This window comes from Streptomyces sp. SLBN-118 (assembly GCF_006715635.1).
In the GTDB taxonomy this organism is placed as follows: Bacteria; Actinomycetota; Actinomycetes; order Streptomycetales; family Streptomycetaceae; genus Streptomyces.
This window is the reverse complement of record NZ_VFNP01000001.1, coordinates 2,550,769-2,572,600: the sequence shown is the minus strand read 5'-3', so window position 1 is coordinate 2,572,600 and position 21,832 is coordinate 2,550,769. Positions and strand designations below refer to the sequence as shown.

Here is a 21,832-nt window from a genome sequence, read left to right as displayed (position 1 = left end):
CGGGTGCCCAGGGGTCGGACGGGTCGAAGTCAGCCCGTCCGGCCGTGCTCCGTCGCGTTGCCGGCCTCGTCCGTGCGGCCCGGGTCGGGGGACGCGCCTCAGTGCTGGTACGGCTGCTGACCGGGCTGCTGCTGCGGCTGCCCGTACATCTGGCCCTGCGCGTGGGCGCCCGCGGCCTGCGCCTGCAGCTGCTCCGCCTGCTCCTTGGTGATCCGCTGCTCCATGCCGCAGAAGGTGCACTGCGTCGCGAACTTCGTCGAGAAGGGGAACAGCGGGACGAAGAACAGCGTGAACTTGGTGACGTACTTCCTCAGCGTGTGGGCGGACGGATTGCCGCAGTGCCCGCACACCAGCGTGAGTATCGCCAGCTGGTAGACGTAGCCCCTGCTGCCAAAGATGATCATTCTTTTGGTCTCTCCCTCGTCAACGCCCGCCGGCACAGGGCCAGCAGCTTCTCGTCGGTAAAGATGTCATGACTGCCGTAGCCGCCGTCCATCGCATTGTGACGTCGTACGGAGGTGAGCTCCTCGCGCAGAATCCGCCCCGCCCCCTCGACCCACAGGTCGGTCAGGCACTCGGCGATCGCGGCCCGGGCGCCGGGCAGTTGCTCCCAGGACTTCACCAGTACCGGCCATGCCCGCCCGGGATCGTCCGTCACCCGCCAGAGCGCGATCGCCGCGTCCACCCGCAGCCACGGCTCGGACGCCTGCAGCAGTTCACGCAGGGCAGGCGCGGCCCGCTCGGCCGCCGGGCCCAGTGCGCCGAGCGCCGTGGCCGCCGAGCGCCGTCCGCCGAAGTCCGCTTCGGACAGCGCGGCACACAGCACGGGCAGTACGGCCCCGGCATCACCCTCGACCGCCCACAACGCGCCCGCGGTCCTCGCCGCGAGCGACGCCGAGAATCCCGAGCCGACACCGACCGAGCGCAGCAGCGCCCGCAGGTCCGGTATCGCGTCCGCCGCCGCGGGCCCGAAAGCGGTCAGCGCCCCCAGCGCCGATTCGACGATCCACTCCCTGCGGTGATCGGGCGCCCCCCGCAGCAGCCGCAGCACCTCGGGCGCCGCCTCGGCAGCTCGCAGGGCAGTCAGCCCGTACAGCAGCGGTCCGGCCCGGTCGATGAGCCGCTCGTCCAGCTCGGTCTCGCCGAGCCGGCGGCGGAGTGCCGGTGCCAGCGGCGCGGCCGCCTCGCCCAGATGGGCCAGCGCATGGCCCAGGTCGTGCGGCGGCTCGGGAAGCTCCAGCGTCCGCGCCAGCACCGGCACGGCTCGCCGGTCGCCCGCCCGCGCCAGTGCCGTGAGCGCGCTGCCGAGGGACGGTGGCCCGCTCTGCCAGTGACGCACCCAGCCCTGGGGGTCGGCTCTCACCCGGTCGGCCAGCGCGTCGGCGGCGGGCGCGGCCAGCGCGAACAGCCCCCCGAGGGTGTCGGCGGCTGCGTCGGCCAGCCGTTTCTCCGGGTCGGCGAGCTGCTCACCGATCAATCCGACCAGCTCTCCGTAGGCGCCGCGCCAGGTCCCGAGCAGCCCGCTGCTCAGCCGTACGGCATCGATCCGCTGCCCCCAGTCGGGGCTGCACAACTGGTCGACGAGCAGGGCGATCCGGTCGTCCACACGATCGCCGAGACCGGAGTGCAGCGTCCGCAGCAGATCCGTGGTCCAGGGCGCGCCACGGCCCGCCGTGCCCGCCTCGTGCGCCTCACGCAGTCGCCCCAGCAGGGTCGGTGCGGGCGGCCGTTCGGGAACGGGCTCCGCGACCGGGGACGCGGCCACCGGCTCGGCGCGCAGTTCGCGCAGCAGCCCCGTCACCCCCGGCACCACATCGGCCGGCAGAGCGTCCGGCGCGCAGCGGGCGAGCTGCGCGAGCGCGGCAAGCCGCAGCCCCGGGCCGGACGGCACCCGGGTCAGCCCCAGGAGCCACTGCACCACTTCGGGCGCGAGCCGCTGGTGCCGCAGCGCTATCCGGCCGCCTGCCTCGACACAGGCGAAGCGCACCTCCTCGTCCGGCTCCGCGCCGAGCCGCTCCCGCAGCAGGGTGAGCGCCAGCTCGGGATCGCTGTGCAGGGTCGCGAGGGCGAGGGGGGCGGCGAGCCGCAGTCCGCGGTCATCGGCGTCGAGCAGCGCCAGGAACACCTCGGCGCCGGCGGTCACGGCGGACGCGGCCATCGCGTAGTTGGCGGCGTACTCGAACTCCTCGTCCTCCGGGTCCAGCTCGTCGTCGCCCAGATCGATCCCGCCGATGCTGGTCAGCAACTCGACGATGCCGCCGCGGTCCTGGACCGCCGGATTCGCCACGAGTTCGAGGAGGAAGGGAATGCAGGCGAGTGTCGAGTCGTACACATCGCCCTGGTGATGCACCGCTCCGTACATGCCGTCGAGCGCCGTCTCGCGGTCGTCCGGGTCCGCCGAGGCCAGTCCGTACAGCATCTCCGGCACATCGTCCGCCGGACCGTAGGCGTGCCCCAGTGCTGCCCAGTCGACCTCGTGGATCCCCCCGAACACGCGTGCCTCCTCCCGACAACCTTGCGCTTGGGGAGAGTGTGCACCACCGCTCCCGCCTCGCGTGGATATTGCCCCGAAGGCCCCCGGGCTGTTCCCATGGTCGGGGGGTGGTGGCATGACGAGACTTCGCGTGACACCCGCACGCAGGCAGGGCCGGGACCGGCTGTATGTCAGCCTCCCGGACGGCCGCAACGTCGCCTGGTACGACAGGGACAGCGGCCGGGTCAGCCTGGTTTCCGAGCGTCACCGCGCCGATGTGCTCTCCGCCCTCGCCCCCTACCTGACCGGCGACGTCAGCATCGGACCGCCGCCCGTCCCCACCTCCGCCGACCTCGCCCGGCTGTCCCTTCACCCCGACGACGACCTGGCCCCCAACCGGCCCGGCGAAGGGCTCCTGGTGGAGCTCGACTCGCTGCCCGCGGGCGCCGCCCGCCGCTTCCGGCAGGACCCGCGCCGCGTCCAGCTCGCCGCCCAGCAGCTGCTCGGCGAAGCGCTCGACCGGCTGGAGGGCGCGGGCTGGCGGATCCTGCACTCGGTGCCGCTTCCGGGCGCCGACCGCATCGACCATCTGGCCGTCGGCCCGGGCGGGCTGCTCGCCGTGCACACCCTGGCGGCCCGCCGGCTGAAGGTGCGTATCGCCGACCCGATGGTGCGGGCCGGGCGCGGCGGGCCGGAGCCGGTGCTGCGGCTGACCCGCCGCCGGGCCGAGCGCGCCACTCTCGCGCTGGCGGCGGCGGTGCGCCCGGTGCTGGCCGTGGTCGGGTCGGCACGGCTCGACGCGCTGCCCGCGCCGCCCGACATACGGATCATCCGTGACGACGAAGTGCCCGCGCTGGCCGGACTCGGCGGCGTCCTCAAGCCGGCGGACATCGAGGCGCTGTACGCGACGGCACGGGACCGCCGCACCTGGCTGCGGGTCTGACTGGCGGGGCGCTGTCAGCGGAGGTTGTCGCCCCAGCCGCTCTGGAGCATGGTCTGGAACGCCCACTGTCCGTCGCGCCTGATCAGAACGTCGGCGTAGCGCAACTGCTGTGTGTGGCCGTCCACGGTCATCGTCGAATCGGTGAAGACGACGGCGATCGCGGGGGAGAGGAAGACGGGCGTTCGCGTCGACTCGAAGGCGATGTCGTCGCTGCCGTCGCCCATCACCTGGGTCATCGTCTCGATGAACTGCCGTCGGTCCCACTGGGCAGAGGCGCCGTTGCCCGCCGAGTGGTCGCTGACCAGGTTGAGCGGGAAGACGGCGAGGTCCGCCATGCTCTCGACCTCGCGCCTGGCGCTGTGCGCGTCGTAGGCCGCGAACCAGTCCTGGATGCTCGCGAGCTCCTCGGCGGTGGGGGTGTATCCGGTGTCGGGCAGAAGGGCCACGGGGTCTCCTCAAGCGTGACGGCGTGAGGGAAGGTATCCCCTGGCACATGGCTAGTCAAACTTGATTAATTCTTATCCGTGGGCAGCCGCAGGCGCAGCACCGTGGTGACCGCGTGCCGCGTCGTGCCCTGCTCCACCTCCGCCGTCAGCCCCGTCTCCACCCTCCGGTATTCGACCTCGCCCACCCCGACCGCCGTCGCGGTGCCAGTGTGTGCGCCGGCCGGCGTGGTGAACGCGGCCGTGGCCTGCGCCCGCAGTGCCGGGCTCAGCGGACTGGACACGACGGGGGTGTCGTCGTCCGGCAGTACGAGGACCAGCGCGGTGGGCCGCGTCCGGGGCCCTGTGAAGCCGACGACCGCCGCATCGCGCGCCGAGGTGTGCCGAAGTTTGCGCCACGCGCGCGTGCCGCCCCTGTACGTCTGGTCCAGCCGCTTGACCACCAGACCCTCGACGCCGATCGCGGGCAGCGTCTCGAACCAGGTCGCCGCCTCGTCGGCATCCAGCGTCATCGGTACGGGCTGGAGCGGCGGCCCGAGCGGGCCGAGCAGCGCGACCAGCCGCGCGCGCCTCTTCTCGTACGCCGACGGCCGCAGGTCCTCGCCCCCCTCGGCCAGCAGATCGAAGGCCGCGTACGACGCGGGCAACCGGTGTGCGAGCGCGGGCGCGCGCCCCGCCGTGGCGGCTGCGCGCTTCTGTACGGAGGCGAAGTCGGTACGGCCCTCCTTCCACACCACCACCTCGCCGTCCAGCACCGTGCCCTCGGGCAACCGCCGTGCCGCGTCCGCGAGATCGGGGAACGAGGCCGTGACGATCCGCCCCGAACGGGCCTGCAGCAGCACCGTGCCACCGACCTTGAAGATCACCATCCGGTGGCCGTCGAACTTCGGCTCGTACGCCAGGCCGTGCCCGCGCGGCAGCACGCTCACCGATTGGGCGAGCGCGACCTTCAGCGGCGGGCGCGGCACGCTCATGGCAGGGGCCTGGCGCGGTTGAGATTGATGAGCGGGCCGAGCAGATCCCCGTACCGCTCCAGCCGTGGCCCGATGTCGCCGATCCGGAAGACGAGGTTCTGGTGTGCCTCGACCTCCTCCCAGGTGACGGGCGCCGACACGGTCGGCTCGGAGCGGGCGCGGAGCGTGTAGGGGGTCGCGGTGGTCTTCTTGGCGGAGTTCTGGCTGTGGTCCACGAAGACCTTGCCGGGCCGCAGGGAGCGCGTCATCCGGTGCAGGATCAGCCCGGGCAACTCGGCCTCGCCCTCGACCGCCAGGCTCTTCGCGTACGCCGAGACCTTTTCCGAGGGGGTCGGCTCCAGCGGTACGAGGACATGCAGCCCCTTGGAGCCCGAGGTCTTGGCGTACGCGAGCAGACCGTCGGCCGCCAGCCGCTCCCGCAGCCAGAGCGCCACGGCGCAGCACTCGACGATCGTCGCCGGGGCGCCCGGGTCCAGATCGAAGACCATGCGGTCGGCGATCCCCGGCTCGTCCGCCTGCCACTGGGGCGTATGGAACTCCACCACCAGGTTCGCCGCCCAGATCAGCGACGCCAGATCGTCGACGACGACCTGGTGCGCGTGCTTGTCCTCGGAGCGCGGCACCTCGACCGTCCGTACCCAGGACGGCGTACCGGGCGGCGGATTCTTGGTGAAGAAGAGCTGGCCGTCCGGGCCGTCCGGATACCGGAGGAAGGACAGCGGCCGGTTGTGGAGATGGGCGAGGATCGCACCGGCCGTGGTGGCGTAGTAGTGGACGATCTCGCCCTTGGTGGTCCCGGTGGCAGGGTGGAGGACCTTCTCCAGGTTGGTGAGCGCGAGGCGCCGCCCCTCCACCTCGGTGATCGGCGTCATACGATGAGAATCCCACGATTCCTGAAATTTCGGATGAAAGGGATTAAACGTGCGATCCATCTGGAACGGTGCGATCTCCTTCGGCCTGGTCAGCATCCCGGTCAAGCTCATGAACGCGACCGAGAACCACTCCATCTCCTTCCGCCAGATCCACACCGAAGACGGCGGCCGGATCCGCTACCGCAAGGTCTGCGAGCTGGAGGAGAAGGAAGTGCCCGCCTCGGAGATCGGCAAGGGATTCGAGGACGCGGACGGATCGCTCATCCCGATCACGGACGAGGACCTGGCGGTCCTCCCGCTGCCCACGGCGAAGACGATCGAGATCGTCGCGTTCGTGCCCGCGTCCTCGATCGACCCGCTTCAGATGGACGCCGCGTACTACCTGTCGGCGAACGGTGTCCCCGCCACGAAGCCGTACACGCTGCTGCGGGAGGCGCTCAAGCGCAGCCAGAAGGTCGCCCTCGCGAAATTCGCCCTGCGCGGGCGTGAGCGGCTTGGCATGCTGCGCGTCGTCGACGAAGTGATCGCCATGCACGGACTGCTCTGGCCGGACGAGATCCGCGGGCCGGAGGGCGTGGCCCCGCAGACCGAGGTGACGGTCCGGGAGGCCGAACTCGACCTGGCCGACGCCCTGATGAACACGCTCGGCGAGGTCGAACTGTCGTCGCTGCACGACGACTACCGCGCGGCGATGGAACAGCTGATCGCCGCGAAGGTGGAGGGCGGGGTGCTGCCCGAGGCGGCCCCGGACGAGGGCGAAGGGAAGGTCATCGACCTGATGGCGGCGCTGGAGGGCAGCGTACGGGCGGCGCAGGAGGCGCGCGGGGAGGCCGGCGGGGCCGGCGAGAAGGTCGCGGGGGTGACGCCGATCAAGGGCCGCAACCGGGCGGCGAGCGCGCCCAAGGCGGCGGGTGCGAAGAAGTCGACGTCGGCAGCGGCGAAGAAAACGGCCGCAAAGAAGGCGACGAGCGCGAAGTCGGCGAAGTCCGCGGCGACGAAGAAGTCCGCGACGAAGAAGACGGCGGCGGCGCAGAAGACGGCAGCGGCGCAGAAGACGGCAGCGGCGAAGAAGTCCGCGCCGAAGAAGGCGACCCCGAGGAAGCGCACCTCGGCCTGACGGGTACGCCTGCGGCGGGCTCGCACGCATGTGGCCGGTGCTCCGGCCGGGAGATCTCCGTGTCATCCCTCGTAGCGGGTGGCCAAGGTCCGTACCGTCTCGGCGATGCGGTCGCGGAGTTCGGCCGGTTCAATGACCTCGACGTCGGTGCCCAGCCGCAGGAACTCTCCGTGGGCGTGGTCGATCGATTCGATGGGCACCCGGGTCTGCGTCCATCCGTGACCCTTGGGCGTCACGCCGAGGCGGCGGGCGCCCTCCGGGGTGAGCCGTACCAGGGCCTCCCCGGTGTGGAGCCGGACTCGGAAGTCGGCCAGATAACTGTTCCAGTGCGCGGCCAGGCCGAACCCGTCCGGTACGGCGAACTCTTCTTCCAGAGACCGGAGTTCGCCGATCTGGTCGACCCGGTAGGTGCGGGTCCCGGACGGCCCGCCGGCGACCAGGTACCAGCGGCCGGCCTTGAGTACGAGGCCGTACGGCTCCACCCGCCGCTCGATCTCCTCCGGCGCCCGCCAGCGCCGGTACCGCAGGACCACCGCCCGCCGCGCCCACACCGCGGCGGCCACCGCGGCCAGGTGAGGCGTACGGTCGGCGTCGCCGTACCAGCCGGGGGCGTCGAGCAGGAAGCGTTCCTGGATCCGCCCGGCGTGCTCACGCAGCTCCGCCGGAAGGGCGGCCCGCAGCTTGAGTTGGGCGGTGGCGAGCGCCTCGCCGAGGCCGAGCTCGGCGTCGGCGCCGGGGAGCGCGGCGAGGAACGCGGCCTGCGCCTCATCGGCGGCCAGCCCGGTGAGGCGGGTCCGGTAGCCGTCGATCAGCCGGTAGCCGCCCGCGTGTCCCGCGTGGCCGTACAGCGGGATACCGGCGGCGCCGAGCGCCTCGACGTCCCGGTAGACCGTACGGACGGAGACCTCCAGTTCCTCGGCCAGCTGCTGGGCTGTCATCCGGCCCCGGTTCTGGAGCAGCAGCAGCAGGGTGACCAGTCGGCTCGCGCGCATTCCGCTCAGTATCCACTGACAGCGGATGTCAGGGGAGTGTCCCTAGTCTGCGGGGTATGGACGACTTCGACTTCCTGCACGGCTCCTGGGACGTGGCCAATCGCCGTCTCACCGCACCGCTCACCCGCACCGGGGCGGCCACCGCATGAGCATCGTCGAACTCCGGCAGTACACGCTGCATCCCGGCACCCGGGAGACGCTGATCGAGCTGTTCGAGCGCGAGTTCGTGACCGGCCAGCAGGCGGTCGGCATCACCGTCGGCGGCCGGTTCCGTGACCTTGACGACCCCGACCGCTTCGTCTGGCTACGCGCGTTCCCCGACATGACGCACCGCCGGCGCTCGCTGGAGGCGTTCTACACCGGCCCGGTCTGGCGGGAGCACCGCGACGCGGCCAACGCCACCATGATCGACAGCGACGACGTCCTGCTGCTGCGCGGCCCGGGCTTCGCATCGGAGCCGGGCACCCGCGGGGTGGTCGCGTCCGTCTGCCGGCCGTCCGGCGCGGCTGCCTTCGACGCGTACGCCGCCCGGCACCTGGTACCGGGTCATGCGCTGCACCGCACCGAGCACGCCGAAAACGACTACCCCCAACTGCCCGTCCGCACGGGGGAGGACCTCCGGGTCTGGTTCGGCCCGGCCGAGCCACCACCCTGGCCGCCCCGGCTGCTACGGCTGGAACCCGTGACGACGTAGCCCCGCACGGTCGCGTCTGCCCCATTGCGGACACGCCGGAATGCGGCTGTGCGTCAGGTCACGAACTATGGCCTGCCGGGGCCTGTGGTGGCGGCGCAGCGCTGCCACCCGTGCCCCCGTCCGGCGGCGCAGGCACTGACACCGCGCCCCTCGACTGCCTTCCTCCGCAGACAGTTGGGGGACTCCGTCCGTTTCGCAGGTGAGGCGGTATCCGCCACTAGGAAAGCGAAACGGGCGCAACCCCGGTTCGGGATGGGCGCCTCCCACGGCCGCCAGACGGCAGAGGGAGGGCGGGGCCGGGGCGAACCCCCCTCACGCCACGGGTGCCCCCGGTACCGGCGCGCACGGCTCGTGCCTCTCACGGTCACGCGAGTACAAATGGCTGTCGCGGAACTGCGACGCCCCCAGCGTCCGTCCCACCATGATCACCGCCGTGCGCAGGACCCCCGCCGACTTCACCTGGTCCGCGATGTCCGCGAGCGTTCCGCGCAGGATCAGTTCGTCGGGGCGGCTCGCCATCGCGACCACCGCCGCGGGGCAGTCGGAGCCGTAGTGCGGCTCCAGCTCCTCGACCACGCGGTCCACGTACCGCGCGGCCAGGTGCAGCACGATCAGCGCGCCGCTGCGGCCGAGCGTCGCCAGGTCCTCGCCCTCGGGCATGGCCGTCGCGCGGTTGGCGATCCGGGTGAGGATGACGGTCTGGCCGACGGTCGGGACGGTCAGCTCCCGCTTCAGAGCGGCCGCGGCCGCGGCGAAGGCCGGAACGCCCGGCACGACCTCGTACGGCACGCCCGCGGCGTCCAGGCGCCGCATCTGTTCGGCGACGGCGCTGAAGACGGACGGGTCGCCGGAGTGCAGCCGGGCCACGTCGTGACCCGCCTCGTGGGAGCGGATCAACTGGGCCGTGATCTCGTCCAGGTTGAGCTGTGCCGTGTCCACCAGGCGCGCGTCCGGCGGGCATTCGGCGAGGAGTTCACGCGGAACGAGGCTGCCCGCGTACAGGCAGACCTGGCAGGAGGCGAGCGTACGGGCGCCGCGCACCGTGATCAGGTCGGCGGCACCGGGGCCGGCGCCGATGAAGTACACGGTCATCGTTGATCTCCTGTTTTGGTGACGGACCACTGGGTGACCGGCATCGCCTGCCGCCAGCCGGTGAAGCCGCCCACGGGGACGGCATGCGCCACCGCGAGGCGTACCAGCTCGCCGCCGTGGCGGCGGTACCGGTCGGCGAGCAGCGCCTCGGACTCCAGGGTGACGGTGTTGGCGACGAGGCGGCCGCCCGCGGGCAGCGCCTCCCAGCACGCGTCGAGCAGGCCGGGCACGGTCAGCCCGCCGCCGACGAACACGGCGTCCGGTGCGGGGAGTTGAGCGAGCGCCTCGGGTGCGGCGCCGGTGACCACGCGCAGGCCGGGCACACCGAGCCGCTCGGCGTTGAGGGCGATGCGGACGGCGCGCGCCGCGTCGCGTTCGACGGTGACGGCCCGGCACGACCGGTGCGTACGCATCCACTCCACCGCGATGGAGCCGGAGCCGCCGCCGACGTCCCACAGCAGCTCGCCGGGCGCTGGCGCGAGCGCGCCGAGGGTCGCGGCGCGCACATGGCGTTTGGTGAGCTGGCCGTCGTGTTCGTACGCGTCGTCCGGAAGGCCCGGTACGGCGCCGAGGCGCAGACTGCCGGGCGCGCGGCGGCACTCGACGGCGATGACGTTCAGCGGGTCGCCGGGCGGGCGGTCCCATGTCCCGGCCGTGCCCTCGGCCTGGTCTTCGCGCTCCCCGCCGAGCTGTTCGAGGACCCGCATCCGGCTCGGCCCGAAACCCTGCTCGCGCAGGAAGGCGGCGACCTCGCCCGGGGTCGCTGCTCCCGCGCTGAGGACGAGCAGCCGCCGCCCGTCGTGCAGGGCCGCGCCGAGCTGAGCGGTGGGCCTTCCCACCAGCGTGACGACCTCGGTGTCCTCCAGCGGCCAGCCGAGGCGGGCGCAGGCGTACGACACCGACGAGGGGTGCGGCAGGACATGCGGGACGCCGGGGCCGAGTACGTCGGTGAGTGCCCGGCCGATGCCGTAGTACATGGGATCGCCGCTCGCGAGCACCGCGACGCGGCGCCCGGTGTGGGCCGCGAGCAGCCCGGGCACGGCGGGCCGCAGCGGCGACGGCCAGGCCACCCGCTCGCCCGTGCAGGCGGGGGGCAGGAGTTCCAGATGCCGCGGTCCGCCGATCACGACGTCGGCGTCCAGCAGGGCGCGCTGCGAGGTGGCGGGGAGTCCGTCCCAGCCGTCGGCTCCGATCCCGACGACGGTGACGGCCGGTGCGGTGGGGGAAGCGGGACTCACGGAGGGACACCTCGGGTACGGGGAGAGCTCGAAGGCGCACTCTACTGGGCGGGCGTTTGCGCACGTAGCGGGGCCACAGGCGCCGCGAAGACAAGGCGGCGGTAGGCGCGGCGGAGCATCCGGCGGGCGATGGGCGGGTGGAAGCGGCGGATCACCGCGAAGTAGAGCCTGCCGCGCCAGTTGTGGGTCCTGACGACGGTGGTGAGTGTGACCGTGTCGTCGGCTATCAGGACCGAGGCGCGGAAGTCGAGGTGGCCGGCGTCCTCGCCGAGCAGCAGCTCGTTGGGGGCAGTCGCCTGGATCTCGAACGGGAGGACATCGCGCCAGGCGTGCGGGTCGCGCGGCATTCCCGGCGCCAGGGGGATCGCGCACGCGTCCGCGAAGTCCGGTGTGGCGAAGGCCCGGTTGGCCAGTTCGGCTCCGGCCGGAACTGCTGTCGCCTTCGGCCGGGCCGTGACGAGGCGGTGCATGAGGCGGGCCCGGCGGGACCAGCGGTAGGGCCGGGTGAGGGTGCCGGGGGTGGCGGCGCGCTCGATGTTGTCGAAGAGCTCTTCGATCATGGTGTCGTGCAGGGGGCGGATCACCAGTGTCCACAGCAGCCAGGACTTGAGGCCCTGTTGCTGTTCGAGGACATGGCTGACCCGGCAGCCGCCCGAGTCCAGCGGCTGAGTCGAGAGGGTGTGGAAGCCGTTGGAGGGCGGGGCGAAGTCGAAGCGGATGCTGCGGCCGGGGTCGTACGCGCCGACCGAGTAGCGGACGAAGCCGTGGCCGCCGTCGGCGCCGACGCCCAGGGGACGATCGAAACGGATGGGCGGCCAGACGGGGCTGGGGCTGAGCGGGTCGTCCGGGGACGAGACGCGGTCGAGCAGAGCGCCGACCACTTCCGCCGGCGCCGCGATGTGTCGTTCGTGAACGTTCCGCACTGTGCGCATCACGCACCTCCATACGGTGGCGTATGTTTTTCCGTACGGTAGCGTATGGACATGGCGCGGGCACGCAAGAGACTCACGGCACACGACTGGGCCGACGCGGCACTTGCCGCCATCGGGGAAGGCGGGCTCGCCGCCGTCGCCGTGGAGCCGCTCGCCGCGCGGCTCGGCACGACGAAGGGCAGCTTCTACTGGCACTTCACGAACCGTGACGCGCTGATCGAAGCCGCGCTCGGGCGGTGGGAGGAGATCCACACCGAGCAGATCATCACCGAGATGGAGACCGAGCCGGACCCGGAGCGGCGGCTGCGCACGCTCTTGACGAAAGCGATCGCGACGGCGGCCGAGGATCCCCTGGAGATGTCGCTGCTCGCCACGGCCGACCATCCCCAGGTGGCCCGCGTGCTCGAACGGGTGACGAAGCGGCGTGTGGGCTATGTGGCGCAGCTCTTCGAGGAGTTGGGCTTCGGAGCGCCGGAGGCGCAGCGGCGGGGGCTGCTCGCGTACACGAGCTATCTGGGTCACACCCAGCTGAGCCACGCGGTGCCGCAGGCGCTGCCGGTGGGGGTTGAGCGGGGGGCGTATGTGGAGTCGATGATGGACACGCTGCTGCGACGGGGGTAGCCGTTGCGCGGGGCGCTTTCCCCACCCCGCGGATGGGGGGGCGGCATTTCAGCCCGTCCGGCGTTTGAGGACGGACACACCTGACCACCGTGCCGTCGGCGGCAACACCCAAGCCCGACCGGCGTTTCCGGACAGACGGGCCCGGGCCAACTACCGCGGACCGCTGCGGCCCACCACCACCCCCGCGCGGTCGATGCAGATCACGTCCACCACCACCGGCGCACCCCGCAGCACCTCCCGCGCCTCGTCCCGGGCCGCGACCGCCACCAGGTCGCCCAGCGGGACGCCCGCCGCCGCGCACAACTGGAGCGCCGCCAGGCCCGTGTTCGCCGTGGAGACGGCCGCCGCGAGGGACTCGTCCGCGCCGCCCGCCCGGGCCAGGTTTGCCAGGAAGCCCTTGTCGACCTGAGAGCGTGCCGAGTGCAGATCCAGATGCCCCGCCGCCAGCTTCGACAGTTTGGCGAACCCGCCACAGATGGTCAGCCGGTCCACCGGGTGCCGCCGCACGTACTTCAGTACCGCTCCCGCGAAGTCCCCCATGTCCAGCAGCGCGTCCTCCGGGAGGCCGTACTCCGTGACGACCGTCTTCTCGGACGTCGACCCCGTACAGCCCGCGACATGTGTGCGCCCCGCCGCCCGGGCGACATCCACCCCGCGCCGGATCGAGTCGATCCAGGCTGAGCAGGAGTACGGCACGACGATGCCGGTCGTTCCCAGGATGGACAGACCGCCCAGAATCCCGAGCCGGGGGTTCCAGGTCGAGCGCGCGATCTCCTCGCCGTGGTCGACGCAGACCGTGATCTCCACGTCGCCCGTCCCGCCGTACCGTCCGGCGACGAGCGCGACATGCTCGCGCATCATCTGCCGCGGCACGGGGTTGATCGCGGGCTCGCCGACGTCGAGCGGCAGCCCGGGCCGGGTGATCGTCCCGACGCCCGGCCCGGCCGCGAAGACCACGCCCGAACCGCTCGGAAGCACCCGTACCGTCGCTCGGACCATCGCGCCGTGCGTGACGTCCGGGTCGTCGCCCGCGTCCTTGACGATGCCCGCCATGGCCCTTCCGTCCGCCAGCGACTCCGCCGCGAGCGCGAACGACGGCGTCTGCCCCTTGGGCAGCGTGATCGTCACAGGATCGGGAAAGTCGCCGGTCAGTAGCGCCGTGTACGCGGCGGTCGTGGCCGCGGTCGCACATGCGCCGGTGGTCCAGCCGGGCCGCAGCCCGGTGTGCTTGAGTTGGGCGTTGCGCCCGCCCTTTGCCTCACCCATGAACGGACCGGGACCCGATGCACGTACTGATTCTCGGCGGGACCACCGAGGCACGGCAGCTTGCGGAACAGCTCCACAGCACCGTACGGACCACCACCTCGCTGGCCGGCCGCGTCGCCGCCCCGAGGCTGCCCGTGGGCGACGTCCGCATCGGCGGGTTCGGCGGAGCCGCGGGCCTGGCCCACTGGCTGCGCGAGCACGACGTGGACGCGCTCATCGACGCCACCCACCCTTTCGCCGGGACGATCAGTTTCAACGCGGCGTCCGCCGCCGCGGAAGCCCATGTTCCCCTGCTGGCCCTGCGCAGGCCCGGCTGGGTCGCGGCCGAGGGCGACGACTGGCACCGGGCCGGCTCCCTGGACGAGGCCGCGACGGCGCTCCCGGCGCTCGGCCGCAGGGTGTTCCTGACGACCGGCCGGATGGGTCTCGCCGCCTTCGCCCACCTGGACAACCTGTGGTTCCTCATGCGTTCCGTGGACGCCCCTGAGCCTCCGTGCCCGCCGAGTATGGAGGTACTGCTCGACCGCGGCCCCTTCACCCTCGCCGGTGAGCGTGAGCTGCTGCGCCGTCACCGCATCGACGTCCTGGTCACCAAGGACAGCGGAGGGGCCGCCACCGCACCCAAGCTCGCCGCCGCCCGCGAGGCCGGGCTGCCGGTCGTGGTGGTCCGGCGGCCCCCGGTCCCCGAGGGCGTCCGGGTGGCGGCCTCACCGGACGAGGCCGCCGCCTGGCTGGCTCAGCTCTCCGCCCGGGGGCTCTCGGGATAGCGGCGCGGCGTCCAGACGATCTCCTCGCCGTCTCCTCGCCGTACGACCCGCGTCTGCGAGGAGCCGACGATCAGGATCGTCCGCATGTCCACCTCGGCCGGATCGAGTTCGCCAAGACGCACGATCCGCACGCTCTCCTGCGCCCCGCCGACATCGCGGCCGAGCACCACCGGAGTGTCCGCGGACCGGTGTTCGAGCAGCAGGTCACGGGCCTTGCCGACCTGCCAGGTCCGGCTGCGTGACCCGGGGTTGTAGAGCGCGAGCACCAGATCGGCGGCCGCGGCGGCACGCAGCCGTTCCGCGATGACCTCCCACGGCTTGAGCCGGTCGGAGAGGGAGAGTGTCGCGTAGTCGTGGCCGAGCGGGGCGCCCACGCGGGCCGCGGCCGCGTTCGCGGCGGTCAGTCCGGGCAGCACCCGCACCGGCACGTCCTTGTACGTGTCCTGCGACGCCGCCTCCAGCACGGCGGTGGCCATCGCGAAGACACCCGGGTCGCCGCCGGAGACGACGGCCACCCGCCTGCCGCGCCGGGCCAGATCGAGGGCGAACTCGGCGCGCTCGGCCTCCACCTTGTTGTCGGAGCCGTGCCGCAGCTGGCCCGGACGTACCGGCACCCGGTCCAGATAGGTGGTGTAGCCGACGAGATCGTCCGCGGCGGCCAGAGCGCCACGTGTCTCGGGCGTGAGCCAGAGCGGCCCGGCGGGACCGGTGCCCACGACGACCACCTCGCCCCGCTCCCGTACCGCCGCCGGCGCGTCGACACGGCTCGGCAGGACCGCGACCGAGAAGTACGGCACCGACTCCGCCTCCACGTCCGCCAGGTGACCCGTGCGCTCCCCGGCCATCGTGGCGCGCTCGACATAGCGGGCCTCGTCCAGCCGCCCGGAGCGCTCGATCGCCCGCCGAACGGTGGGGAAGGTGCGGCCCAGCTTCATCACCACCGCACAGTCCGTCGAGGCGAGACGCGCGGTCAGCTCCTCCTCGGGCAGCGTGCCGGGCAGGATCGTCAGCACCTCCTCGCCCTCGGCCAGCGGTGTGCCGAGCCGCGCGGCCGCGGCGCTCACCGAGGTCACCCCGGGGATCACCTCGGTCGGATACCGGTCCGCGAGGCGCTTGTGCATGTGCATGTACGAGCCGTAGAAGAGCGGATCGCCCTCCGCGAGCACGGCGACCGTGCGCCCCGCGTCGAGGTGCGCCGCAAGCCGCGCGGCGGCCTCGGTGTAGAACTCCTCCATCGCGCCCCGGTAGCCGCCGGGATGGTCGGTCGTCTCCGTGGTGACGGGATAGACCAGCGCCTCCTCGATGTGGTCGGCGCGCAGATGCTTGGCCGCGATGGAACGCGCGATGGACCGGCCGTGCCGGGCGCTGTGGTACGCGACCACATCGGCCTCGGCGATGACTTCGACGGCACGCACGGTCATCAGGGACGGATCGCCGGGCCCGAGCCCGACTCCGTACAGGCGACCCGTGGAGTTGTTGGTGTTCACTCTTCCTCGCTCGCGATCGCGTTGAGCGCGGCCGCGGCCATGGCGCTGCCGCCGCGGCGTCCGCGTACCACCAAGTGGTCAAGCCCCGAGGGGTGTTCGGCGAGCGCGTCCTTGGACTCGGCCGCGCCGATGAAACCGACCGGGACCCCGATGACGGCGGCCGGGCGCGGGGCACCCTCCTCGATCATCTCCAGCAGCCGGAAGAGCGCGGTCGGCGCATTGCCGACGGCCACCACAGCGCCCTCCAGCCGGTCGCGCCACAACTCAAGTGCCGCGGCGCTGCGGGTGGTTCGAAGCTTCGCCGCCAGATCCGGGACCGACGGGTCGGACAGCGTGCACACCACGTCGTTGCCGGCGGGCAGCCGCTTACGGGTCACCCCGCTGGCGACCATGGCGACATCGCACAGAATCGGCGCCCCGCCGCGCAGGGCCTCGCGGGCACGCGCCACCACGTCCGCGGTGAACGAGAGATCGCGTACCAGGTCGACCATGCCGCAGGCGTGGATCATCCGGACCGCGACCTGGCTGACGTCGGCGGGCAGCCCCGCGAGATCCGCTTCCGCGCGGATGGTGGCAAAGGACTGGCGGTAGATCGCCGCGCCGTCCTTCTCGTAGTCGAACACTGTGCTCTCGCTCATTTCGTCAACGCGTCACGGCGCTCGTGCGCGCAGCCGCCACGATGGCGGCGAGTTCGGAAGGGGGCATGCCGGTGCAGGGCCTCTCCCCGTGTACGGAGATGTCGTAGCCGTCGGCGGTCGCGACGAGGTCCACCCAGTCGCCGTGCGGATGGCCGCAACGGCGTTCGCAGCCGGACCAGTACACCGGCAGGCTCGCAGGACCGGCACCGAGGGCCTTGGCCGCGTCCGCCCGCACGTCGGCGAGGGACTTGGCACAGCCGGGGCGGCCGATGCACGCGCCGACGCCGAGCCAGGGGGAGGCGGGGGAGGTGATGAGCCCGGCCGATGCGAGGGCGGTGGCGTCCTCGACCCCGGGGAGGATCACACCGCGCCAGGGGGTCAGCCGCAGCTCGCCGTTGCCGTCGTGCTCGGCCACGGCGGCCAGTTCGCGCCACTGAGCTCCGGTGAGCACACCGAGCGGCGCGACGACGGACAGTGCGGTGGTGCGCCCGCCGGGACCCACGACGGCGCCCGGCGGGGGCGGGTCGCCGACCGTTGTGGGAGGTGTTGAAACCAGCGTGCCGCGGATCCCGTCCGCAGCCATGCGAGAGGCCACTTCGATCGTCAACTCGGCCGTGCTGCCGGGCAGTTCACTCACCCGCCAGCAGCGGGTGCCGCTGTCCCGCGCGGCATCCAGGAATGCCTCGGCGGCCAGCAGGACGGCACGCGCAGCGTCGTCACCGCGGACCGACACACCCGTGTCGTCCGCACCCAGCCGCAGCACCGCAGCCGCGCCACCGGCCGCCTGCACGGTCACATCCGCACCCAGCGCCGCCACGTCCCCGCGACCGTCGTCGAACGCGAACAGGAAACGCCCCGACAGCCCGGTCGCCCCCTCGCTCGCGCACAGCAGCCGGTCCAACTCCCGTGCCCAGGGCTGCACATCGGCCCCGCAGCGCCCGTCGAGCCCGGAGAGCGGGGAGGCGACAACATTGCGCACCCGCTCGTGCCGGGGCGAGGGCAGCAGACCCGCCGCGCCGAGGACATCGGCCAGCTCCCGGCCGCAGCCCTCGCCGAGGCCGCGCAGCTGCACATTGCCGCGCGAGGTGAGGTGCAGCGAACCGTCGCCGAGCCGCTGTGCCGCATCCCACAGAGCCAGCGCCTGGCCGGTGGTCAGTGCGCCCGCCGGAATCCGCACCCGGGCCAGCGCGCCGTCGTCCGCCGCGTGGAGGCGCAGCGTGCCGGGGCATGCGTCACCGCGCTCCCGGCTCGGTGCTATCGCCCCGGTGTCGCGGGGGCCTGGGGCGGTCGCCATGGCGGCGAGCATACCCATCGTCCATTCGACAGCACTCCCGTCCACCTGCGCCGATCATCACACCCGCCGCAGGCCCACCGCCCGTCCCCCGAGCCCTACTATGCTCAGGCGACGGGCCGGCCGGCCCGTCATCGCCTGCGACGGCGACATGGAGGAAGCCCGGTGCGAATCCGGCGCGGTCCCGCCACTGTGAGCCCGGTCCACACCGGGTGAGCCAGGAACTCCTGCCGTCCACACCGCCCGGGGCGCGGACACCCCGAGGAAGGCCTGCGCTCGCATGCTTCTGCTGCTGTCGACCTCCGACACCGACCTGCTCAGCGCCCGCTCGGCCACAGGGCCGGTCGCCTACCGGTTCGCCAACCCGGCGCGGCTCGACCTCAGTGAGCTGCCCGCCCTGCTCGACGGCGTGGACCTGGTCGTCGTACGGCTTCTTGGCGGCGTACGGGCCTGGCAGGACGGGCTCGACCTGCTGCACGGGGCCGGGCTCCCGGTCGTCGTCCTCACCGGTGAACAGGCCCCCGACGCCCAGCTGATGGAGGCGTCCACCGTCCCCGTCGGCATCGCGGCCGAGGCCCACGCCTACCTGGCCCACGGCGGTCCCGCCAACCTGGAGCAGCTGGCCCGCTTCCTCAGCGACACGGTGCTCCTCACCGGCCACGGCTTCGAGTCACCGGCCCCCGCACCGACCTGGGGCCCGCTGGAGCGCACCGCACGGGAGACCGACGGCCCGACCGTGGCCGTGCTCTACTACCGCGCCCACCACATGAGCGGCAACACCGCCTTCGTCGACGCCCTGTGCACGGCGATCGAGGACGCCGGCGGCCGCCCCCTCCCGCTGTACGTCGCCTCCCTGCGCGCCCCGGAACCCGAGCTGATCGACGCGCTCGGCGCCGCCGACGCCGTCGTCACCACCGTCCTCGCGGCGGGCGGCACCCGGCCCGCCGAGGCATCGGCGGGCGGCGACGACGAGTCGTGGGATGCGGGCGCCCTGACCGGCCTGGACGTACCGATCCTCCAGGCGCTCTGCCTGACCGGTTCGCGCAGCGCATGGGAGGAGAGCGACGAGGGCGTCTCACCCCTGGACGCGGCCAGCCAGATCGCGGTCCCGGAGTTCGACGGCCGGCTCATCACCGTGCCCTTCTCCTTCAAGGAGATCGACGAGGACGGCCTTCCGGCCTACGAGGCCGACCCCGAGCGGGCCGCACGGGTCGCCGGAATCGCCGTACGCCATGCGCGCCTGAGGCACATCCCCGCCGCCGACAAGCGCCTCGCGCTGGTGCTCTCCGCCTACCCCACGAAGCATTCGCGGATCGGCAACGCGGTCGGCCTGGACACCCCCGCGTCCGCGGTGGCCCTCCTGCGCCGACTCCGGGCCGAGGGCTACGACTTCGGTACGGAGCCGGTACCGGGCCTCGCCTCCGGCGACGGCGACGAGCTGATCCGTGCCCTGATCGAGGCGGGCGGCCACGACCAGGACTGGCTGACCGAGGGGCAGTTGGCGCGCAATCCGGTCCGTATCCCGGCGGCAGACTACAAGCGCTGGTACGCGACGCTGCCGCAGGAACTGCGCTCGGCCGTCGAGGAGCACTGGGGCCCGCCGCCCGGCGAGATGTTCCTCGACCGCAGCCGCAATCCGGAGGGCGACATAGTCCTCGCGGCCCTGCGCCACCAGAACCTCCTGATCCTCATCCAGCCCCCGCGGGGCTTCGGCGAGAACCCGATCGCGATCTACCACGACCCCGATCTGCCGCCCTCGCACCACTACCTGGCCGCCTACCGCTGGATCGCCGCATCCGCGGACGACGGCGGCTTCGGTGCCGACGCGATGATCCACCTCGGCAAGCACGGCAACCTGGAGTGGCTGCCCGGCAAGAACGCCGGTCTGTCCGCGGCCTGCGGCCCCGACGCCGCGCTCGGCGACCTCCCGCTGATCTATCCCTTCCTGGTCAACGACCCGGGCGAGGGTACCCAGGCCAAACGCCGCGTCCACGCCACGCTCGTCGACCACCTGGTCCCGCCGATGGCCCGCGCCGACTCCTACGGCGACATCGCGCGTCTGGAACAGCTCCTCGACGAGTACGCCGCGATCTCCTCCATGGACCCGGCCAAACTCCCCGCCATCCGCGCCCAGATCTGGACCCTCATCCAGGCGGCCAGGCTCGACCACGACCTGGGCCTCGAAGGCCGCCCGGACGACGACGGCTTCGACGACTTCCTGCTCCATGTCGACGGCTGGCTGTGCGAGGTCAAGGACGCCCAGATCCGCGACGGCCTCCATGTCCTCGGCTCGCCGCCCCTCGGCGCGGACCGCGTCAACCTGGTCCTCGCCATCCTCCGGGCGCGCCAGATCTGGGGCGGGACGTCGTCGCTGCCGGGCCTGCGCGAGGCGCTGGGCCTGGACGAGTCGGCGGCCACACGCACGACGGCGGACGCGGCCGAGGAGAAGGCGCGCGAGCTGGTCCAGGCGATGGAGGACGCCGGGTGGAACCCCGATGCCGTCCCCGCCGGGCACGGCCCCGAGGTCGCGGCCATCCTGGACTTCGCCTCCCGAGAGGTCGTCCCCCGCCTCGCCGCCACCACCGCCGAAGTCGACCATGCCGTCCACGCGTTGAACGGCGGCTTCGTCCCTGCGGGCCCCTCCGGCTCCCCGCTGCGCGGCCTGGTCAACGTCCTGCCGACGGGCCGCAACTTCTACTCGGTGGACCCGAAGGCGGTCCCCTCCCGCCTCGCCTGGGAGACGGGTCAGGCCCTCGCGGACTCGCTCCTTGAGCGCTACCGCACCGACAACGGCGACTGGCCGCCGTCGGTCGGCCTGTCCCTGTGGGGCACGAGCGCGATGCGCACCAGCGGCGACGATGTCGCGGAGGCGCTCGCCCTGCTCGGCATCCGCCCGGTCTGGGACGACGCCTCTCGCCGCGTCACCGGCCTGGAGCCCATCCCGCTCGCCGAACTGGGCCGCCCCCGCATCGATGTCACGCTGCGCATCTCCGGCTTCTTCCGCGACGCCTTCCCGCACACGATCGGTCTGCTGGACGACGCGGTCCGCCTGGCCGCATCCCTCGACGAGCCCGACGACATGAACTTCGTCCGCGCCCACACCAGGGCGGACCTGGCCGCCCACGGCGACGAACGCCGCGCCACGACCCGTATCTTCGGCTCCCGCCCGGGCACCTACGGCGCGGGCCTCCTCCAGCTCATCGACTCCCGCGACTGGCGCACCGACGCGGACCTCGCCGAGGTCTACACGGTCTGGGGCGGCTACGCCTACGGCCGCGAACTCGACGGCCGCCCGGCCCGCGCCGAGATGGAGACCGCGTACAAGCGCATCACGGTCGCGGCGAAGAACACGGACACCCGCGAGCACGACATCGCGGACTCCGACGACTACTTCCAGTACCACGGCGGCATGGTGGCCACCGTGCGCGCCCTGCGGGGCACGGCGCCCGAGGCGTACATCGGGGACTCCACGCGCCCCGAGACGGTCCGCACCCGCACCCTGGTCGAGGAGACCTCCCGCGTCTTCCGCGCCCGCGTCGTCAACCCCAAGTGGATCGAGGCGATGCGCCGCCACGGCTACAAGGGCGCCTTCGAACTCGCCGCGACCGTGGACTACCTGTTCGGCTACGACGCGACGACGGGCGTGGTCGCCGACTGGATGTACGACAAGCTCACGCAGACGTACGTGCTGGATCCCACGAACCGGGAATTCCTCCAGCAGGCCAACCCTTGGGCCCTGCACGGCATCGCCGAACGCCTCCTGGAGGCCGAGTCACGCGGCATGTGGGCCAAGCCCGATCCGTCGGTGCTGGCCGCCCTGCGCCAGGTCTTCCTGGAGACGGAGGGCGACCTGGAGGGCGAGGACTGACCGAAACCGGACGGCGGCCCCTGGACATGTCGGGCCGGACCTGGCGCTCAACCCGCCGACCTCGACCGTGGCCGGCACTTATACCGCCCCCCTCACTCTGACGGCCGTCTGATCCGCCGGGACG

General features: G+C 72.6%; 19 protein-coding genes and 1 riboswitch. Of the genes, 6 read left to right on the top strand and 13 right to left on the bottom strand.

All coding sequences use genetic code 11. The annotated features are described in order from the left end of the window. Positions 1-98: 98 nt before the first annotated feature. Positions 99-404 carry a zinc-ribbon domain-containing protein gene (locus FBY35_RS11430; protein ID WP_142213693.1) on the bottom strand — a complete coding sequence of 102 codons (306 nt, stop codon included), beginning with the start codon at positions 402-404 and terminating at the stop codon, positions 99-101. After that, the gene (locus FBY35_RS11425; protein ID WP_142213692.1) at positions 401-2,494 is read right to left on the bottom strand and encodes a HEAT repeat domain-containing protein; all 2,094 of its coding nucleotides are present in this window, start codon (positions 2,492-2,494) and stop codon (positions 401-403) included. Before FBY35_RS11425 ends, FBY35_RS11430 begins: the two co-directional genes overlap by 4 nt. A gap of 115 nt (positions 2,495-2,609) precedes the next feature. Here FBY35_RS11425 and FBY35_RS11420 point away from each other — a divergent pair, with 115 nt between their 5' ends. After that, the gene (locus FBY35_RS11420; RefSeq protein WP_142213691.1) at positions 2,610-3,416 is read left to right on the top strand and encodes a nuclease-related domain-containing protein; all 807 of its coding nucleotides are present in this window, start codon (positions 2,610-2,612) and stop codon (positions 3,414-3,416) included. Between the two features lie 14 nt (positions 3,417-3,430). Here FBY35_RS11420 and FBY35_RS11415 read toward each other — a convergent pair whose 3' ends face one another. The 3 genes from FBY35_RS11415 to ligD all read right to left on the bottom strand — a co-directional run bounded on the left by FBY35_RS11415 (position 3,431) and on the right by ligD (position 5,705). Beyond that, a complete protein-coding gene (locus tag FBY35_RS11415; RefSeq protein ID WP_142213690.1) occupies positions 3,431-3,862 on the bottom strand; it encodes a DUF4440 domain-containing protein in 432 nt (143 codons plus the stop codon). Positions 3,863-3,927: 65 nt separating this feature from the next. Then, positions 3,928-4,833, bottom strand: coding sequence for an ATP-dependent DNA ligase (locus tag FBY35_RS11410; protein WP_186356914.1), 906 nt, complete (start codon positions 4,831-4,833; stop codon positions 3,928-3,930). Beyond that, positions 4,830-5,705 carry a non-homologous end-joining DNA ligase gene (ligD, locus tag FBY35_RS11405; protein WP_142213689.1) on the bottom strand — a complete coding sequence of 292 codons (876 nt, stop codon included), beginning with the start codon at positions 5,703-5,705 and terminating at the stop codon, positions 4,830-4,832. Before ligD ends, FBY35_RS11410 begins: the two co-directional genes overlap by 4 nt. A 49-nt stretch (positions 5,706-5,754) precedes the next feature. Here ligD and FBY35_RS11400 point away from each other — a divergent pair, with 49 nt between their 5' ends. Further along, positions 5,755-6,822, top strand: a complete 1,068-nt coding sequence (locus FBY35_RS11400; protein WP_142213688.1) for a Ku protein — start codon at positions 5,755-5,757, stop codon at positions 6,820-6,822. Between the two features lie 62 nt (positions 6,823-6,884). On the opposite strand, the gene FBY35_RS11395 is transcribed toward FBY35_RS11400, so the two are convergent. Continuing rightward, the gene (locus tag FBY35_RS11395) at positions 6,885-7,814 is read right to left on the bottom strand and encodes a YafY family protein (protein ID WP_142213687.1); all 930 of its coding nucleotides are present in this window, start codon (positions 7,812-7,814) and stop codon (positions 6,885-6,887) included. A gap of 145 nt (positions 7,815-7,959) precedes the next feature. Between FBY35_RS11395 and FBY35_RS11390 the strand changes: the two genes are divergently transcribed. Then, entirely contained in the window at positions 7,960-8,508 is a 549-nt protein-coding gene (locus tag FBY35_RS11390) for an NIPSNAP family protein (protein WP_142213686.1), read from the top strand. Positions 8,509-8,820: 312 nt separating this feature from the next. Here FBY35_RS11390 and cobM read toward each other — a convergent pair whose 3' ends face one another. From cobM to FBY35_RS11375, 3 genes are read right to left on the bottom strand one after another with little or no spacing between them, the layout of a single operon-like run. Next, a complete protein-coding gene (cobM, locus tag FBY35_RS11385; RefSeq protein WP_142213685.1) occupies positions 8,821-9,600 on the bottom strand; it encodes a precorrin-4 C(11)-methyltransferase in 780 nt (259 codons plus the stop codon). Next, positions 9,597-10,838, bottom strand: coding sequence for a precorrin-6y C5,15-methyltransferase (decarboxylating) subunit CbiE (gene cbiE / locus FBY35_RS11380; RefSeq protein WP_142213684.1), 1,242 nt, complete (start codon positions 10,836-10,838; stop codon positions 9,597-9,599). Before cbiE ends, cobM begins: the two co-directional genes overlap by 4 nt. A gap of 41 nt (positions 10,839-10,879) precedes the next feature. Next, entirely contained in the window at positions 10,880-11,770 is an 891-nt protein-coding gene (locus FBY35_RS11375; RefSeq protein WP_142213683.1) for a DUF2867 domain-containing protein, read from the bottom strand. A gap of 51 nt (positions 11,771-11,821) precedes the next feature. Between FBY35_RS11375 and FBY35_RS11370 the strand changes: the two genes are divergently transcribed. Next, the gene (locus tag FBY35_RS11370) at positions 11,822-12,391 is read left to right on the top strand and encodes a TetR/AcrR family transcriptional regulator (RefSeq protein WP_260848583.1); all 570 of its coding nucleotides are present in this window, start codon (positions 11,822-11,824) and stop codon (positions 12,389-12,391) included. A gap of 150 nt (positions 12,392-12,541) precedes the next feature. On the opposite strand, the gene FBY35_RS11365 is transcribed toward FBY35_RS11370, so the two are convergent. Further along, on the bottom strand, positions 12,542-13,657 hold the full coding sequence (locus FBY35_RS11365; RefSeq protein ID WP_142213681.1) for a cobalt-precorrin-5B (C(1))-methyltransferase: 1,116 nt from the start codon (positions 13,655-13,657) through the stop codon (positions 12,542-12,544). A 17-nt stretch (positions 13,658-13,674) separates the two neighbouring features. Between FBY35_RS11365 and FBY35_RS11360 the strand changes: the two genes are divergently transcribed. After that, positions 13,675-14,424, top strand: coding sequence for a cobalt-precorrin-6A reductase (locus tag FBY35_RS11360; RefSeq protein ID WP_142213680.1), 750 nt, complete (start codon positions 13,675-13,677; stop codon positions 14,422-14,424). Here the strand turns inward: FBY35_RS11360 and FBY35_RS11355 are convergent. From FBY35_RS11355 to cobG, 3 genes are read right to left on the bottom strand one after another with little or no spacing between them, the layout of a single operon-like run. After that, a complete protein-coding gene (locus tag FBY35_RS11355) occupies positions 14,394-15,911 on the bottom strand; it encodes a precorrin-2 C(20)-methyltransferase (protein WP_142213679.1) in 1,518 nt (505 codons plus the stop codon). The two genes, FBY35_RS11360 and FBY35_RS11355, sit on opposite strands and share 31 nt — an antisense overlap. After that, positions 15,908-16,549, bottom strand: coding sequence for a precorrin-8X methylmutase (locus tag FBY35_RS11350; protein ID WP_142213678.1), 642 nt, complete (start codon positions 16,547-16,549; stop codon positions 15,908-15,910). The genes FBY35_RS11355 and FBY35_RS11350 overlap by 4 nt, the downstream gene beginning before the upstream one ends. A gap of 4 nt (positions 16,550-16,553) precedes the next feature. After that, entirely contained in the window at positions 16,554-17,843 is a 1,290-nt protein-coding gene (gene cobG / locus FBY35_RS11345) for a precorrin-3B synthase (RefSeq protein ID WP_260848582.1), read from the bottom strand. Positions 17,844-17,974: 131 nt separating this feature from the next. Next, a riboswitch (cobalamin riboswitch) is annotated at positions 17,975-18,067 on the top strand. A 53-nt stretch (positions 18,068-18,120) separates the two neighbouring features. Between cobG and cobN the strand changes: the two genes are divergently transcribed. Then, positions 18,121-21,708 (top strand): cobaltochelatase subunit CobN, encoded by a 3,588-nt coding sequence (gene cobN / locus FBY35_RS11340; protein ID WP_142213677.1) that lies wholly within the window; start codon positions 18,121-18,123, stop codon positions 21,706-21,708. The last annotated feature ends 124 nt before the right edge of the window (positions 21,709-21,832 follow it).

Coding starts and splice junctions, on each gene's coding strand:
- FBY35_RS11430 (WP_142213693.1), bottom strand. CDS start 404: ATGATCATCTTTGGCAGCAGGGGCTACGTCTACCAGCTGGCGATACTC.
- FBY35_RS11420 (WP_142213691.1), top strand. CDS start 2,610: ATGACGAGACTTCGCGTGACACCCGCACGCAGGCAGGGCCGGGACCGG.
- FBY35_RS11410 (WP_186356914.1), bottom strand. CDS start 4,833: ATGAGCGTGCCGCGCCCGCCGCTGAAGGTCGCGCTCGCCCAATCGGTG.
- ligD (WP_142213689.1), bottom strand. CDS start 5,705: ATGACGCCGATCACCGAGGTGGAGGGGCGGCGCCTCGCGCTCACCAAC.
- FBY35_RS11395 (WP_142213687.1), bottom strand. CDS start 7,814: ATGCGCGCGAGCCGACTGGTCACCCTGCTGCTGCTGCTCCAGAACCGG.
- FBY35_RS11390 (WP_142213686.1), top strand. CDS start 7,960: ATGAGCATCGTCGAACTCCGGCAGTACACGCTGCATCCCGGCACCCGG.
- cobM (WP_142213685.1), bottom strand. CDS start 9,600: ATGACCGTGTACTTCATCGGCGCCGGCCCCGGTGCCGCCGACCTGATC.
- FBY35_RS11375 (WP_142213683.1), bottom strand. CDS start 11,770: ATGCGCACAGTGCGGAACGTTCACGAACGACACATCGCGGCGCCGGCG.
- FBY35_RS11370 (WP_260848583.1), top strand. CDS start 11,822: ATGGCGCGGGCACGCAAGAGACTCACGGCACACGACTGGGCCGACGCG.
- FBY35_RS11365 (WP_142213681.1), bottom strand. CDS start 13,657: ATGGGTGAGGCAAAGGGCGGGCGCAACGCCCAACTCAAGCACACCGGG.
- FBY35_RS11360 (WP_142213680.1), top strand. CDS start 13,675: ATGCACGTACTGATTCTCGGCGGGACCACCGAGGCACGGCAGCTTGCG.
- FBY35_RS11350 (WP_142213678.1), bottom strand. CDS start 16,549: ATGAGCGAGAGCACAGTGTTCGACTACGAGAAGGACGGCGCGGCGATC.
- cobG (WP_260848582.1), bottom strand. CDS start 17,843: ATGGCGACCGCCCCAGGCCCCCGCGACACCGGGGCGATAGCACCGAGC.
- cobN (WP_142213677.1), top strand. CDS start 18,121: ATGCTTCTGCTGCTGTCGACCTCCGACACCGACCTGCTCAGCGCCCGC.